The following is a 15,546-nucleotide window of genomic DNA, read 5'->3' on the forward strand; positions in this document are numbered from 1 at the left end:
GTGGGTAGCGGGGGATGCGGTGCGCGTTGCCGGGTGGCCCGGCACGTCATGCGTTCGCGTGGAGGCGCATGCCGTCCGGGGCGGTGTCGTCCGCCGCCGGATCCCGGTAGAGCTCCGGGATCAGGATTTTTCTCAGCCAGACGAGCGGCGTGCCAAGCGAGTTCGTCGAGCGATTGAACGGCACGTAGCCATTGCGCTCGTAGTACGGTTGCAGCCACGGATGGTTGGTCGCGGTCGCGAGATACGTCGCGGGCGCCTTGACCTGCCCGGTCAGGAACTGCGACTCGACGTGCGCGATCAGCGCGTGCCCGAAGCCCTGCCGCTTGAATGCGGGCGCGACCGCGAACCAGTGCAGGAACGGATAAGGCGTGCGAGGGCGTTCGCCGGATACCCAGGGAAACCGCACGGTCAACGTGGCTGCGAGGACAGGGCGGCCTTCGCTGGTCCCGCGTTCCAGCACGAACGTCGTTTCGCGCGCGACGGTCTGCGCGACGCGTTCGATCGGCGAGCGCGTGATGGTGAAGTGCACGCCCTGCGCCACGAGTGGTGCGTAGGCGTCCTGTAGCAATGCATGGAGGGCCGGCACGTCGTCGGTGCCGGCGATGCGGATCGTATCGGTCATCGCGCCGCGCCCTCGAAGTCCGGATGGCGCGCGACCGTGCGGGCACTCGAGCGTCGCGCATCCGGTCTGTCTCGCGACGGTGCCGCGTCGTGGTCGTCGGCGCGCGCGCCGGCCAGCAATCGCAGCGACGCAATCCGCGGTGCGGCATCGGCGAGCGGCGTGTCGACGACGAATTCGGCAATGCCGTGACGGCGATGCAATACGTGAAGTTCGTGCAGCACATCGTCGCGCGTGCCGTGCACGATCCGCGTTTCGCGCGGCTCGATCCGGTGCGGGCCGCCGCCTGCCTGGCGAATGTATGCGTGCGCCTGTTCGAGGCTGCCGACGTTGACGGCGGGCGTGTCGCCTACCTGCACGCGAAAGCCCTGATGTCCGCTCGCCAGCTGCGCGGCCGCGTCGCGGGTGTCGGCGACGATCGCGGAGACCGCGAGCAGCGGCGTGCCGCCGCCGGACGCGCGGCTATAGGCATCGAACGCGCGTTCCAGGTCCGTGGCGGATGCGTTGAGATGCGATGCATAGACGAAGGCCCAGCCGAGCCGCGCCGCGAGCGCGGCGCTTTCCGCGCTTGCGCCGAGCAGGAACGGTTGCGCGGGCACTGGCGGCAGCGGCGTCGCGTGCAGCGCGGCGGCATCCTGCCCGATCGCATCGGCTGCCGTGGCCGCGCCCTGAAGATGGCGATTCAGCTCGTCTGCCAGATCGGCGAACGACGCGCGCCGCGCCGGATCGTAGCCGGCCTGCAACGCGCGCGTCGACAGCGGCAGGCCGCCCGGTGCCTTGCCGACGCCGAGATCGACGCGGCCGGGCGCGAGCGACGCGAGCAGGTTGAAGTTTTCCGCGATCTTGTACGGACTGTAGTGCTGCAGCATCACGCCGCCCGACCCGACACGGATGCGCTGCGTATGCGCCAGCACGTGCGCGATCAGGATCTCCGGGGACGGGCACGCGAGCGCGGCGGTGTTGTGATGCTCGGCGAGCCAGTAGCGGTGATAGCCGGCGGCATCGGCGAAGCGCGCGAGCGATACGCTGCGCGCCAGCGCGTCGGCGGCGGTTTCTCCCGGCGCAACGGGGCTCTTGTCGAGCACGCTCAAGCGGAATGGCAACGCGGACAAAACGGAATCGGAACGGTTGGCGTCGAACGTCATGATGAGGCGATCGGCGCGGGTCGAAGCGGCCGGATCAACGGGTTAGGCATGCAGAATTATTTTTCGTCGACGCTCGCACGGTCAAACAATCAAGAAGAATATCGAAAGCCGAAAATATTCGTTCCGGCCGACCGGGGGGCTTGCGTTATGGTCGTTGGCTGCGCGCCTTGCGGCGCGTGCCCGGAGCCTGCCGGACGATCCGATGCGAGCGCACTTGCCATCGCGATGCCGACATGCCTCCTCCGATCGAACGGAATCACGAGGAATGCAGATGAACGACCATGACGAACGACGCGCGGCACGCGCCGCAAGCACCCGCGGGATGACCGGGGCCGCGTCATGAGCGGCGCACGCAGACGACTGAAGACGCTCGTCGGCGCGGCAAGCGTGCTGTATGCGCCCGGCGATGCGGAGGTTGCGCAGGGCGTGCGGCGTGCTGCATCGCTCGCGCGCAAGGCGGAAACCGAGAAGATCACCGGCCTCTTCACCGCCGATCTGCTGCAGGCCGATCTGGCAGGCCTCGCCGGTACCACGGGCAGCCAGGAACCGATCGTCGCGCTGGCGGCGCTGAGCCAGGCGACATCGGCCATCGGACTCGTCGCGACGGTGTCGACGACGTATCACCATCCGTACAACCTCGCACGGCTGATCGGCACGCTCGATCATGTGAGCGGCGGACGCGCCGCGTGGAACGCGGTCACGTCGTCGGTCGGCGAAGAGAATTTCGGCGATGCGGGGTTGCCCGACCCGGAACGACGTTACGCGCGTGCGGCCGAATTCGTCGAAGTCGTCAACGCGCTGTTCGACGCGAACGATCCGGACGCGACGCGGCGCGGGCAGGGCGGCGGCATCTCGGTCGATCCGCGCAAGCTCGGCACGATCGACTATCGCGGTGCGCACTTTCAGGTGCAGGGGCCGCTGAATGTGCCGCCTTCGGCGCAACGGCGGCCCGTCCTGTTCCAGGCAGGTCAGTCGGCGAGCGGCGTGACGCTCGGTGCGCGGTTTGCGGAAGTCGTCTATACGTCGCAGCCGACGCTCGACGATGCGCGCGCGTTCGTCGCCGAACTGCATCGGCAGGCTGCCGCATTCGGTCGCGGCGACCGGGTGCCGCTCGTGATGAACTCATTTCATTCGGTGATCGGCGAATCCGATGCTGACGTCGCACGGCGGTTGCGCGACAAGCATGAACGAATCGATTACGAACAAGGCAGGCTGAAGCTCGCCGACATGTTCGGCGGCGGCGTCGACCTGCGCGATCTGCCGCTCGACCAGCCGTTGCCGGCATCCCTGCTGCCGGCGATCGACAGCGTGCATCGCCGGCGCGGACGTGTTGCGATCTTCGTCGGCTACGCCCGCCAGCGGCTGACGCTGCGCGAGCTGATCGTCCGTGCACAGGAGACCGGCCACTGGTTCGTCGCCGGCACGCCGGAGCAGCTCGCCGATGCGATCGAAACGCGCTATCGCGCGGGGCTGGTCGACGTGCTGTCGCTGCACGGGCTCGGCCAGCCGGACCAGGAGGACTTGCTGCTCAACGGTCTGCTGCCCGAATTGCGCCGGCGCGATCTGCTCGATACCGACTATGTGGGCGGGGATTTTCGCGCGAATCTGGAACTGCCGGCGGTGCGGCGTGCGACCGTGACGGCGTGAACGGACGAGGGGCGAGCGGTGTGCCAGCCGCCGCGTCGGGCGTCGGCCGAGGCGAAACGAACGATAGGGGAGTTGCGTGACATGAGCCGTGACGTGCTGTTGCCGGTGCAGTCGAAAGGTGCAGACCGGATGCCAGCGGGGCGACGGCCGCGAGTGCGGTCGCGGGCACAATCCGCGACGACCGGCCGTTAAACCGTCGAGCGACCAGGTCACTCGCGTTGCGACAAGCCGCAGGTAGCTATCACGTGCAACACGCAGCGGCAGGGCCAGCATCTGCCCTCGTATTTGCGCGGGTTGGGCCTCCCTAACCTTGCAAGCGCGAGTGACGAGGATGTGGGTGGATGTTTGAGGGGGGATTGCCGGAGGAAAGAGGAGAGGGTGGGGGATTTGCGTCGCGCGCCGCGTCATCGCGGCGACATTTTTCTCGCGTAAATCTATGGCACCCCGCCTGTCAGCGGGGTACCGTTTTCTCAAGGAATACCGACCATGGCGGCAAAACGCCTTCGCATCAACATGATTACCCGTCGCCAGTCGACGTTCGATGGCCGGCATCTCGACACCGAGGCGGCACGCCGTTTCGACGTGCACGCGCAGGACGCGACGCCTGCTCATCTGAAAGGTACGCAGGGCGCCGAGGCTGAATGGCTGCCGCGCGTGAAGGTCAGCGAGCGATAACCCGGTTACGCCGGGCGAACCGCTGCGCGACAGCGGCGAGCGCGGAATCACGAACGGCGTAGCACGCATATCGCGCCCCGTCGTCAGACCTGTTCCGGACTGGACGGCTCCGTGTTCTGCGTCGCCCGGCGCCGTCTCGCGGTGCGGCCCAGCGTGTCGGCCCACCAGCCCGTGACGCGATGGGGTCGCGGCTGCCGTCGTCATCGCCTGCCTGATCTGGCGAGTTCGTCAAGTAACCGGCGGCGCGTGCCCATGATCCCCCAAACCCCGAGCGTCGTCGTATTCCCGCGAAATATCCTTGTTCGTATAGTCCCCGAGCTTCGATGCGGCGACCACGCTCAGCACTGCGCACACCAGCACGTACGCCGCGATCGCATACCCCGAGTGGTAGTAGGCAAACAGCGCCGTTGCGATCAGCGGTGCCGGGCCACCGGCAATGACCGAAGCGAGCTGATAACCCATCGACGCGCCGCTATACCGCAGCCGCCCTGTGAATGACTCGGCAATCAATGCAGCCTGCGGTCCATACATCATCGAATGCGGGACCAGCGACAACACGATGGCCGCGAAGATCCATACCGGATTCCGGCTATCGACCATCGCGAAGTAGACGAATCCGAACACGCCGGCGGCAGCCGCACCGATCATGTACATCCTCCGCCGCCCGATCAGATCCGACACGTGCCCGAACAGCGGAATGGTGACGAACTCGACCACGGATGCGACCAGCACCGCCGCCAGCAGCAGTTCGCGCGTGACGCCCAGCGCCGTGATCCCGTAAGTGAACACGAACGCCGTATAGATATAGAACGGCGCCTGTTCGGCCATCCGCGCAAACGCCGACAGCACGATATCCCTCGGCTGCTTGCGCAGCACTTCGAGCATCGGCGTCTTCTCGATCCGACGCTCGGCCAGCAGCTTCGCGAAGATCGGCGTCTCGAGAATATTCAGGCGGATATAGAGCCCGATCGCAACCAGCGCGATGCTGAGGAAAAACGGCACGCGCCAGCCCCACGCGAGGAAAGCGCTGCCGGAAAACCAGCTCATGGCCAACACGGCAAGGTTGGCGAGGAACAATCCCGCAGGCACGCCGAACTGCGGCCACGACGCGACGAAACCGCGATGCGTATTGGTGCGCGCCCACTCCATCGACATCAGGACCGAGCCGCCCCATTCGCCACCCACGCCGACGCCCTGGATGAAGCGCAGTACCGTGAGGATAACGGCGCCCCAGATGCCGATCGCGGCGTAGGTCGGAACGAAGGCCACGGCGAACGTGGCGAGCCCCATCAGCAACAGGGTCACGATCAGTGTGGCCTTGCGTCCGATGCGGTCGCCGTAATGGCCGAAGATCGCCGCGCCGACAGGCCGTGCGACAAAGCCAACGGCATAGATCAGGAACGCCTGCAGCGTGCCGACGAGTGGGTGGGATTGCGGGAAATACAGCTTTGCGAAGACCAGGCCGGTGACCGTGCTGTAGAGGAAGAAGTCATACCATTCGATCGTGGTGCCGATCGTGCTGGCGATGACGGCGCGGTGCAACTGGCGCCGGGCTTCCTCGTCGGAGAGGGGCGTGGCCGCGGATTGCATGGCAGCCATTTTGATATCTCCCGAAAAAGGGCGATAGAGAAATAAACCTTACGCCCCGTGACAGGTTCCGGCAAGCGCGAGTTGCGAATGGCTTCCACTGCGTCCCGATCTTTCATTAAGCCATCCTTATATATCATAATATGATATTAAATTGTCATTCGCCGCGGCAGCGACGAGGTTGGCGTGATGTTCGAACTGAACACACGCAGATGCCGAACTGGAATTCGCGGACCGTTCGATGACCGCACCTGACTCCCGGTATCGAATCACCAGCCGCTCGATCTGCCGGACCGTTAGGCCCAGTCGTTCGGCCGCGCGGCCAGGCCTCAGGCCCAAATCCACTGCAGCCTGGATTACCTTCAGACGGTCGAGTTCTCGCATGTTCAATGTCACCAGTGCTGTTCGGTGCATCGCCGGCTCCATGATCTGACGGGGAGCCGGCAAGCTTACCGAGGTCCAAACGCGACATTTCTAAATGGCTAGAACACGACATTTCTAAAAAGCTACTACAACTAAAAAATCGCTAATTTGCCTTATGTCAAATATGGTTGCTGGTTTGTAGGGGCTGGCACGGTGTCCGCGTTTTGCGGAATTTTCTTCCCAAGCCCTCGGCGGAAATCGTGGGTCGCACGTGCTCCGCGACCTCAAGCTGCGATCGACGACTGATGCTTCCCAGAACCCTGTTCGCCATGGAGGCCAAACCTTACGGGCCAATGCCGGCAGCGAACCGCTGCAAGCGCTGGCCGTCGGCGCGAGCCTCTATCAACAACTGGCTCCAATCGTCTGGAGGATGTCCGCTTTCGAGCATCTTGCGGAACACCCGGTAGGCGTCGTCGCTGCTCTCGTAGGCACGTTTGGTGTCCTCATCATTTACCCACGCGAAAACGATCACCTTGCTCGGCGCGTGATACCGGGAAAAAAGCCGGTACTGCTGGAAGAACTTGGCCGGGAACCAGTGCTTATGCTCCTCGCCAAGCGCGTTGCCTTGCCGGTATTCCGGACGCGCCGGTTCTTGTGGGATCACATCGAACGCTAGCGTTGTAATCGCCGCCAGTCGCTTGGTGGCGTTCTTCGTCACGTACCCGCTAGGATCTTTTTGCTTGAGCATTTCGACTTGCTGGGTCAGCGCTTCAAGCTGAGCAAGAAACAGCGGGTGAGCAAAAACCGTCCAGCCGTGGATATGCAAGGGTGTGTGCCTGCTGCCGCTCATTCATCGTCTGCCGACAGGGGGCATCGAGATCGACTTCGACGCCGACGGTCAGCGACTGAAGACGCTGCACAAGCTCGGCATCAATGGCCTGCAGGCGCTCAGGGTGGCTGACGATGTCCCCAGCCAAAAAGCGCAGGAACTGACCGAGCACCGGGTCGTCCTCCTCCGAGGACTCGACACGGGTCAGCACCACCTCCCCGCTGGGGCGGATTGTGTAGCGGATTTTGTCGCGCTTTACTGCTACGTCGCCCTCAGGAAATTCAGGCAACATGCCTTCGAAAACTGAAAAAACGAACCCGATTGACACGGGGAGTCATATCAGCCGCCAAGGCGCAGTTGCCCGGGCGCGCGAGTTCGCCATCGAACCGCGTGGCGGGCAACGCGCCGGATGTGAAGCCGCGCGCACTGCGCCGCGCGCGGCTTCGCTCGCCGTTACGCCGGGTTGCCGCTGCCGCCGGTGCCGCCGGTGGGCTTGCCAGCTGCCTTGCCGGCGTCGCCCACCTTGCCGAGCAGCGTCGCAGACGGCTGGCCGTTTCCTCCGATCGCGCCCTTCGATTTCAGCGCTTCGAGGTCCGAATCCTGGCCGGCCTGGCCGGGCTTGAACGACGTCGTCAGGAACGCGGACGTCGACAGCGCGACGCCGGTTTCGTTCTTGATGGTCTGGGCAACCCCATTCGCCGCAGCCGCAACGGCAGCGGGGTTCGTCAACGCGCTTTGATACGTCGGATTGGACGCCAGGCCCGACAGCAGCCCGTTCAGGTCCGTGCCCAGTTGCCCCGCCAGATAGGTCAGCAGCAGTTCGGTCAACGGCGTCACGTTGTACGTGCCGCCGCCACTCGCGAACGAGTGCAGCGTGGTCGTCCCGTTCGTGCCGGTGATCGTGCACGGCCCCGCGAGCACGAACGTGACCGAGAACGCGCCGTTCGCGTCGGCCGTGCCCGAACCGTTGCCGGTCGCGCACACGATCGTGATCGCCGCGTTCGCCATCGGTGCGCCGGTCGCGGCCGTGCCGCTGATCGTGGCCGACGACGCGTTCGAAGGCGTCGTGCTCGTACTGTCGTCGCCCCCGCCACATGCCGCGAGCGTACCCGCGAGCGCAAACGTGCCGACTTGCAATACCCTCAGTGCCGCTTTCTTCATCGTCTTCATCGATTTTCTCCGTTAGGTCAACTCGATTTTCCTGAGGACTCTCCGGTCCCTCGATCATTGAATGCTTGCCTCGCGCGCGGCCGACGGCTGCACGCCGTCAGCCGGCAGCGCCGCCTCCGTCGCGGGCGGCGCCACCCCGGCGGAATGCGCGTAGCGCTTGTATGCATCGCGCATCCGGTAAAGCTGCGTCGCGAAGTACTCGGCGCTGAAGCGCCCCTGGTTGAGCAGGAACTGTTGCGCGTTGTAGGCAAAGTCGAGATTCTCGGCGCCGTCTTGCGCGAGATAGTTCGACGATCCGACACGCGTGCGGAAATTGAGCGAGAACTGCTCGGGCCCGTTGATTTGCACGATCCCCGGCTTCATGCCCTGGCGCGGCGTCAACGGGAAACTGACCGACGCGCCGACGAACGAGCCGTGGCCGCTGTGCCATCCCTGCACGCTGAACGACACGTCGTCGAACCAGTGCGTCAACGTGATCAGCGGGCCCTTGTCGCCACCGACATAGCGCGCGACGCCCGCCTCGATCCACATCTTCCACGCGGGCTCGACCCACCGGTACGTGAGCAGCGCGTTCTTCTCCGCCGGCAGCGCATCCTTGCCCGGCTCGTGATGCAGATAGGCGAGCTTCAGCCGCACCACGTCGGGACGGCCCGGTACGAACGCGGTCGTCTCGTTCTCGACGCCCAGGTACTGGAGGTCGAACTTGCCGAGCGCGGTCACGTTGAAAACGCGCGGCGCAATCCAGAAGCTCTGCACGAGCGCAACGGTCGACAGCCCGCCGCGCAAGCGGTATGGGTCGTAGACGCGGCCGTTGTCCATGTTCTTGCTGTTCGCGATCGGCACGATCACGCTCGAATACAGTTCCGCGCCGCGCCACAGCGGCACGAAGCCCTGGATTTTCGCGCCCACGGAGTAGTCGAAGTTGCCGTAGTCAGTGCCGTAGAGGTAGCGCGTGACCGGCGCGATCTGGATCCGTACGAGCCCGTGCGCGCGGGCGTTGCCCACCCACGCGAGCGAATCCGCATCGTGCGTCGGCCGCGTGCGCATCGACAGCGACGCGCCGGCGGCGGTCGACGCGCCACCCGCGACGAAGCGCGCGTAGTCCGCCCGATCGACGCTCACCTCGCCCGCCGGCTCGTTCGCCTTCTTGATCACGACGCGCACGGTCTCGACGCCCTTCGGCGCGTACTCCGCTGCCGCGCCGAGCGCGATGCCCAGCGCGTCCGCCTCGTTCTGGTTGTAGCGGTGGTTTTCATATTCGACGACGAGATCCGCGCCCGCCATGCCGGCGCGCACGCGCTCGAGTCCGGCGTCCGTCAGCGCGCGCACGATCCTGTCGAGCGCCGCCGGGTCCGGCACCGCGTCGACTGCCGGCGCGGCGGTCCGAACGAGATCCGGCGGCGTGTGAAGCGACGGCATGACTCGATCGTCGCGTGACGCGTCCGCCGCCGCAGGCGTGGCAGGCTCGATCCGCGTGAATGCCCTGAGCGGCGCGAGCGCGGCCGCAGGTCGCAGCGTGTCGTCGTCCGCCGCGCGCGCGTCGTCCGGCGCCGATGTGCCTGCCGCGGCAACCGGCGCGTCGCCGCACAAGCCATCGCCGCAACGCGCGGCATCGAACCGCCTGCCGAGCGGAATCTGCACGCCGATCGAGAACGACGTGCGCGGCGCGATGCTGTCCGTATGCCTCAGCGAGCGCATCACGGTGCCCACGAGGCTCGCGTCGGCCAGCCACTTGATCGGCGGCGACTGGAAGCGGATGCCCGCATAGGGCGTTTTCGAATCGTGCTCCGCCAGCAGCGACAGGCCCGTGTGCCACAGCCGAAGCTCGGCGCCGCCGAACACCCCGTCGAGCCGGTCGCCATGCCCGTAGCCGACCGTCAGCGTCGCGGGCCCGAGCACTTGCGATACGACACCGTAGGTGGACCGGAAGTAATGCGTTTGCCCGCCAACGTCATTGATGCCGATCGCGATGTCCGGCTGGTATGTGAAGAACTTCGGAATCGAGACCTTTGCGTTCGCCATCAGATGCCGAAGCACGATATGGTCGTAGCCCGGCACCCTCGCGCGTACGTCGCCTGGATAGTTCGCCAGACCGCCGGATACCTCCACGTGGGGAAACAGGCCGATCGCGCCCCAGACGATGTCCGAACTCGTCGTCCGGTTCCCGAACCGTGGATCGATGTAGTTGTTGTATTGCCCCTCGAATGTCCCCTCCGGCAGCGTGAATCCGTATGGAATCAAGAGCCCGCCGGACTGCCCCAGCGATGTCAGCACCGGCGTGCCCGCCGCACCAGCCGGCAGGGAAAATGCCAACGCTGCCCCCAGGGCAACGGCCGCCGGCTTGTTCGTGGTCGCGTTCGCACGTAGCTTGATTATCATCGGTCGTGTACTTGATTGTTCGTATCGTGTGTGGCATTCGACATCGCCGAACGTCGACACGCACCGCCGCGGCACTGGCATCGCTCGTGGCCGTGAACGCCCATGCGGCGACGATGCGATCGAAGATCCATCACGATCCTGCACCCAACCCCGTCCCGCGGAATGGCGCTTCGCCCGCACCGGCATGCGTAACTCCGATCGCTGTCGCACGCCGACCACCTGGCACCGGGATCGACACATGGCAACGCCCCCCCAACATCGCGCGCCCGTCAGCGATTTGGCGCGCCCACCTCGTCCCGCGGCGTGGACCGTTCCCAGAAGCGATTCGCTCGCGCAATCAAGCCCGGCGACCGTAATCGGCACCGGATTTCGTCAACATTTATTTCGTTCGCATGACTTAATAATTAAACGACTTTCACCACATGCTCACGCGTCCGGCGATCGTGCCGACGCCTTGCAGTACACGTCCGTGGGCAATCGTTACATTCAGACGTGCGTTCCCATGGGTTCGCATGTCTCGCTCCTGCATTACGGATCGTTACCTATATGCGAGTAAGTCTAATGGAAACCGGAAGCGCTATCTGCGCCGAATTCTTGATCAAATCCGACAAGTTGAGTCGACGGAAATAAACATGCCCGAGCGCGCGAACGGGATCGCCTTTCGCTTGAACACCCGATAAACCCGTATCGAATCAATCGCTTGATGCGTGCGCGCGCACGACTGATGGTCGGCGCGGCGATACGAGACGGAGCGCGACGGGACACGCGCTGCGCGCGATCGATGCTTGCGCGCCCGGAAAGACAGATACGCGACGATCGTAAACACGCCGATGCGGGGTCCCCGTGATTTTGACGCCGTTTACGGCATCGGCTTATACACAAGTCGTCCCGCTGAGCCATCGGGAGCAAGCTGTTCGAGATCGATGAGATAGGCCGATGCTTGTAAGCTTTCGGGCGATCGACGGCAAGGACGCGACGGTGCTATCCAACCGCTTCAGCTTACGCGGCGCTAAAGCGGACATCTCCATGTACGGACATTTGAACTCAGCCAGAAGCCATATCGGTTCACCACGCCGTCGGCATTCACTGAATCACGATCGACACCGCTCCGCACTCCCCGCAAGCAGCACGTTCAGCACCCGCGCGTCCGCCAACCGCTCCAGCGACAGGCACGTGTCGCTCAACGCATCGACCTGCGCACGCTCGAGCGCCATGCCCGCCAGCGCACGATACTTCGCCAGCAGCGCCGCATCGGACAGCGGATTGCGAGGGTCGCCGAGCGCGATCGGCACGTGACGCGATTCCCGCCGTCCGTCCGCGCGATGCAGGATCACCGTCGGCTCGTCGAGATCGCCCAGCGCCGGATCGATCTCGATCGCGATGCGCGCGAGCAACGCCGTGACGCGCGAATCCGCACGCCGGTCGTCGCGATAAACCCCGATCCCCGTGTCGCCATACGCAAAGGCCGCCGCAACCGCGTACGGCAGGCTCATCTGCGCCGACGACAGCGTCGACAGGTCGCGTCCGCCGCACATCCGGGCAACGAACGCACTCGCCCGCACGACCACCCGCTCGATCCCGCCGGCCTCGAACGTGCGACCGTCCGCAAGCTGCAGCGCCGCGTCGACTGCCGCATGCGCGCTGCGGCACGACGCGTGCGGCTTGATCGAGCAGCGCATCAGTTTCCAGTGCGCGCCGAGGCCGTCGGTCAGTGCGTCGGGCGCATGCGATTGCGCGGCGAAGGTGTTGAAGAAACCACCCCACACGTCGTCGAACACCCGGGCGGGGCCGCTCACGCCTTCGCGTGCCAGCAGCGCCGCGAGCACACCGCCTTCCGCCGCGCGCCCGGCATGCAGCCGCTTCGTCTGCGATCCATCGTGGATGAAGCCCCACAGGCCACCGGAGAAACTTGCCGCATGGCCCAGCGCGTCGCGCGTGCGCGCGGCGTCGAGCCCGAGCACGCGCGCGCTTGCCGCTGCCGCGCCGAACACGCCGCAACTGAGCGTGGAGTGCCAGCCGGCACCGTTGTGGGCCGAGTAGCCGCCGGCTGCTTCCAGCACGCGCCGGCCGACGTCGTAGCCGAGCACGATCGCCGTCACGCATTCCCGGCCCGTCACGGGGCGGCCCGCGCACGACAGCGCGGCGAGCACGGCCGGCAGCACGACGGCACCCGAATGATCGCAGCCGCCGGCATCGTCGAGCTCGAGCGCGTGCGCGGCGATCCCGTTGACGAACGCGGCGTCGCGCGCCCCTGCCCTGCATCGCGTGCCCCACAGCGACGCACCGCCGCGCGCGACGGCGCCGGTGAGCGCACGTGCGCTGCGCGTCTCGACGGCCGACGTGCCAGCCAGGGCGGCACCGAACGTATCGAGCACGTGCCGCTTGGTTTTCGCGACGACATCGTCAGGCACGGCGGCGGCGGGTGTCTGCGCGACGAACGTCGCGAGCCGCGTGGCGCGCGTTTCGGTATCCATCGTCATCGCGCCGACTCCTCTGCCACGCAACGTGCGAACACATCGACCGGATGGTCCGGCTCGTTGGCGCTCACGTGCTCGCGCCACCAGCGCGCGACGTCGCGCCCGCTCGCGAACCAGACGTCACCGGCGTCGCGCAGATGGGCGAGCAACGCACGCAGCAGGTCGATCCGCCCTGCCGTGCCGATGACCTCGGGATGCAGGCGCAGCACGCAGCACAGCCCGAAGCGCCGGAACCCGTCGACGTCGTGCCGCCAGTTGTCGAGCACGTCTCGGTATGCGGCGATACGCGGCTGACCGGCCGGCACCGGCGGCGACAGGTTGAACTCGAAGTACGGCTCGTCCTCGAGTTCGTAGTGCAGCGGCAGCTCGACGAGCCGCGCGTCGTCCGTGCCCCCGTCGCCGCGCGGATGCAGGTACGGCAAGTCGTCGCCGCGCCACGACGACGACCACGTGAAGCCTTCCGCCACGAGAAAGTCCGCAAAGCCTTCGGCCCAGTTGCCCGTGAACGAGCGAAAGCCTTCCACGCCGCACCCGGTGGCGTCCGCGAGCGCCGCCCGCCCGGCGCGGCACGCATCGATCTGCGCGGCCAGCGGCAGTGCGTCGAAATCCTCGCAGCGAAAACCGCTCACGCCGAGCTCGTGCCCGCTGGCCGCGATCGAACGCACGGCGTCGCCATGCGTCTGCGCGACACGGCCCGGCACGAACCAGCTCGTCGGCACGCTGAATTCGTCGAACGCCGCGAGCAGCCGGTCGACGCCGCGGGTCGCGCCGTAGCGCCATGCCGACAGCGATTTTTCACGGCCGACGATGCGCGGCTCGCGTGTCTGGATGCCATGAATGTCGTTGAAGTCGACCGTGATCGCGACCGCGCATCGCGCGCCGCCGGGCCAGGAAGGCGGTGTCTTCACATGCCGCTCCGGTGAGTGGGTTGCGCGGGTTGCGCATGTTGTGCAAGCCACCAGTCGGCCACGTCGCGGCAGCGCGCAAACCACACGCCCTCCTGCGCGCACATGTGGCCGAGCCAGGCCTCCAGCAGCGCGATGCGCCCCGGCTTGCCGCAGACTTTCGGATGAAGCAGCGTCGTCAGGCACAGCCCTTCGCGGTATACGCCGTCGAATTCGCGCATCCAGTTGTCGAGCGTCGCACCGTAGCCGGCGATCCGGTCGAGCCCGGCCGGATAGTCGGGGTTGCGGTGATACGCAAGCGACGCGTAATCGTCGGTCTCCCAACGGCCGGGAATCTCGACGAGCGGCGGCTCGCCGTCCGCACCGGGCAGCAGGTAGGGACGGTCGTCGCCACGCATCGAGCTCGAATAGCGCACGCCAGCTTCGCGCAGCACCGCCACGGTCGCCTCGCTCCAGTCGCCGGACGGCGTGCGGAACCCGACTGGACGCACCCCGAGCGTGCGGTGGAAGACGTCGGCCGACTGCGCCATGATCTCGCGCTGCCGCTCGGGCGCGAGCGTCCAGAACGCCTCGTGCCGGTAACCGTGATATCCGATCTCGTGGCCGCGCTCGACGATTGCCGCGCATGGCGCGGGCCAGGTCCGCGCGACCCACGCGGGCACGAAGAACGTCGCGGGCAGGCCGAACGACGCGAGCATGTCGAGCAGCCGCCCCAGCGCGCGCCACGGCCCGTAGCTGCCGAGCGTGAAATACGCGGGATTGCGCCAGATCGACCCGTTCAGCATCGCGTCGCCGGTCGGACCGTCGAGATCGAACGCGAGCGCGACGCACGCGCGCTTCGCGTCCGGCCAGCGGGGAGCCAGGTCCGTCATCGTTCGCTCAGCGGGTGCCGTTGATCATCGCCTTCGCCACCGCGTGCTCCTGGAGTCCCCACTTCGCGAGCAGCTTCTGGTACGAGCCGTCCGCGATCAGCTGGTTGAGCGCCGTCGTCAGCGCACTGCTCAGCGCGGTATTGCTCTTCGCGACGCCGATGCCCGTGTATTGCGACAGGAACGGCTTGCCGACCGGCGCATACGCGTTCTGCTCGAGGCCGTTCTGGTACGGCAGCGTCTCGCCGCCCTGCACGGCCGCGTCGATGCGGTTCTGGCGCAACTGCATCCGCGCGTCCGACGAGCCGTCGGTGCCGACGACGACGATCGCCGGCTTGCCGGCCTTCACGCAGTTCTCCGCGCTCCACGCGGTGGTGTTGTCGGGGAACGACGTGCGCCGGCTCGAGCCGACGCGCTTGCCGCACAGCGCGCCCATCTGCGCGAACTCGCCGGCGCGTGTCTTCAGCGTATAGAACTGCGGGCCCGTCTCGATGTAGTCGACGAACGTCACCGCATCGCGGCGCGTCGGCAGGTCGGTCATGCCGGACAGGATCATGTCGACGCGTTGCGTCGCGACCGCGCTCATCATTTGGTCGAAGCTCGTTTCGACCCAGTTCAGTTTCGCGCCCATCTTCGCGGCGAGCGCCTCGCCGAGATCGACGTCGAAGCCCGCCAGCTTGTCGGTCGCCGGATCCTTGTATTCGAACGGCGGGTAGTTCGGCACGATCGCGACGTTCAGCGTGCGTTTCGCGCTCGCGGATTGCGCGGCGGCGAACGGTGCGTGAAGCGCGAGTGCGCCGAATGCGACAGCGGCCAGCGTGCGGGTCAGGACGGATGCTTTCATGGGTGTCGCCTTGTCTTGATGGAGTAATGGAGGACTA

At 66.3% G+C, this 15,546-nt stretch carries 13 protein-coding genes and 1 pseudogene; 2 read left to right on the forward strand and 12 right to left on the reverse strand.

The genetic code is table 11. The features are described from left to right. Window positions 1–46: 46 nt before the first annotated feature. Window positions 47–622 carry a GNAT family N-acetyltransferase gene (locus DIE22_RS33440; RefSeq protein WP_124502001.1) on the reverse strand — a complete coding sequence of 192 codons (576 nt, stop codon included), beginning with the start codon at window positions 620–622 and terminating at the stop codon, window positions 47–49. Beyond that, window positions 619–1,764, reverse strand: coding sequence for an MsnO8 family LLM class oxidoreductase (locus DIE22_RS33445; RefSeq protein WP_124607076.1), 1,146 nt, complete (start codon window positions 1,762–1,764; stop codon window positions 619–621). Before DIE22_RS33445 ends, DIE22_RS33440 begins: the two co-directional genes overlap by 4 nt. Before the next feature lie 339 nt (window positions 1,765–2,103). Between DIE22_RS33445 and DIE22_RS33455 the strand changes: the two genes are divergently transcribed. Further along, window positions 2,104–3,411 carry an NtaA/DmoA family FMN-dependent monooxygenase gene (locus DIE22_RS33455; protein ID WP_124502003.1) on the forward strand — a complete coding sequence of 436 codons (1,308 nt, stop codon included), beginning with the start codon at window positions 2,104–2,106 and terminating at the stop codon, window positions 3,409–3,411. A gap of 486 nt (window positions 3,412–3,897) precedes the next feature. Further along, a complete protein-coding gene (locus DIE22_RS33460) occupies window positions 3,898–4,086 on the forward strand; it encodes a hypothetical protein (protein WP_124502004.1) in 189 nt (62 codons plus the stop codon). A gap of 228 nt (window positions 4,087–4,314) precedes the next feature. On the opposite strand, the gene DIE22_RS33465 is transcribed toward DIE22_RS33460, so the two are convergent. The 10 genes and pseudogenes from DIE22_RS33465 to DIE22_RS33510 form a co-directional block, all read right to left on the reverse strand. Continuing rightward, window positions 4,315–5,685, reverse strand: coding sequence for an MFS transporter (locus DIE22_RS33465; RefSeq protein ID WP_124502005.1), 1,371 nt, complete (start codon window positions 5,683–5,685; stop codon window positions 4,315–4,317). Window positions 5,686–5,919: 234 nt separating this feature from the next. Further along, a pseudogene (locus tag DIE22_RS33470) lies at window positions 5,920–6,087 on the reverse strand (helix-turn-helix domain-containing protein); the annotation flags it as partial. A gap of 292 nt (window positions 6,088–6,379) precedes the next feature. Then, window positions 6,380–6,886, reverse strand: a complete 507-nt coding sequence (locus DIE22_RS33475) for a type II toxin-antitoxin system YhaV family toxin (protein ID WP_124607077.1) — start codon at window positions 6,884–6,886, stop codon at window positions 6,380–6,382. Then, window positions 6,807–7,193 carry a type II toxin-antitoxin system PrlF family antitoxin gene (locus tag DIE22_RS33480; RefSeq protein WP_260426830.1) on the reverse strand — a complete coding sequence of 129 codons (387 nt, stop codon included), beginning with the start codon at window positions 7,191–7,193 and terminating at the stop codon, window positions 6,807–6,809. Before DIE22_RS33480 ends, DIE22_RS33475 begins: the two co-directional genes overlap by 80 nt. Window positions 7,194–7,318: 125 nt before the next feature. Next, a complete protein-coding gene (locus DIE22_RS33485; RefSeq protein ID WP_124607078.1) occupies window positions 7,319–8,035 on the reverse strand; it encodes a carboxypeptidase-like regulatory domain-containing protein in 717 nt (238 codons plus the stop codon). Window positions 8,036–8,089: 54 nt separating this feature from the next. Next, entirely contained in the window at window positions 8,090–10,414 is a 2,325-nt protein-coding gene (locus DIE22_RS33490) for a YjbH domain-containing protein (protein WP_124607079.1), read from the reverse strand. 1,091 nt (window positions 10,415–11,505) lie between these two features. Continuing rightward, entirely contained in the window at window positions 11,506–12,894 is a 1,389-nt protein-coding gene (locus DIE22_RS33495) for an MmgE/PrpD family protein (RefSeq protein ID WP_124607080.1), read from the reverse strand. Then, complete coding sequence (locus DIE22_RS33500; protein WP_124607081.1) at window positions 12,891–13,799, reverse strand: polysaccharide deacetylase; 909 nt, start codon at window positions 13,797–13,799, stop codon at window positions 12,891–12,893. Before DIE22_RS33500 ends, DIE22_RS33495 begins: the two co-directional genes overlap by 4 nt. After that, window positions 13,796–14,668, reverse strand: coding sequence for a polysaccharide deacetylase family protein (locus tag DIE22_RS33505; RefSeq protein WP_124501860.1), 873 nt, complete (start codon window positions 14,666–14,668; stop codon window positions 13,796–13,798). Before DIE22_RS33505 ends, DIE22_RS33500 begins: the two co-directional genes overlap by 4 nt. A gap of 7 nt (window positions 14,669–14,675) precedes the next feature. Next, on the reverse strand, window positions 14,676–15,509 hold the full coding sequence (locus DIE22_RS33510; protein ID WP_124501861.1) for an ABC transporter substrate-binding protein: 834 nt from the start codon (window positions 15,507–15,509) through the stop codon (window positions 14,676–14,678). Between the last annotated feature and the right edge of the window lie 37 nt (window positions 15,510–15,546).

The organism is Burkholderia sp. Bp9142, assembly GCF_003853415.1.
Taxonomy (GTDB): domain Bacteria; phylum Pseudomonadota; class Gammaproteobacteria; order Burkholderiales; family Burkholderiaceae; genus Burkholderia.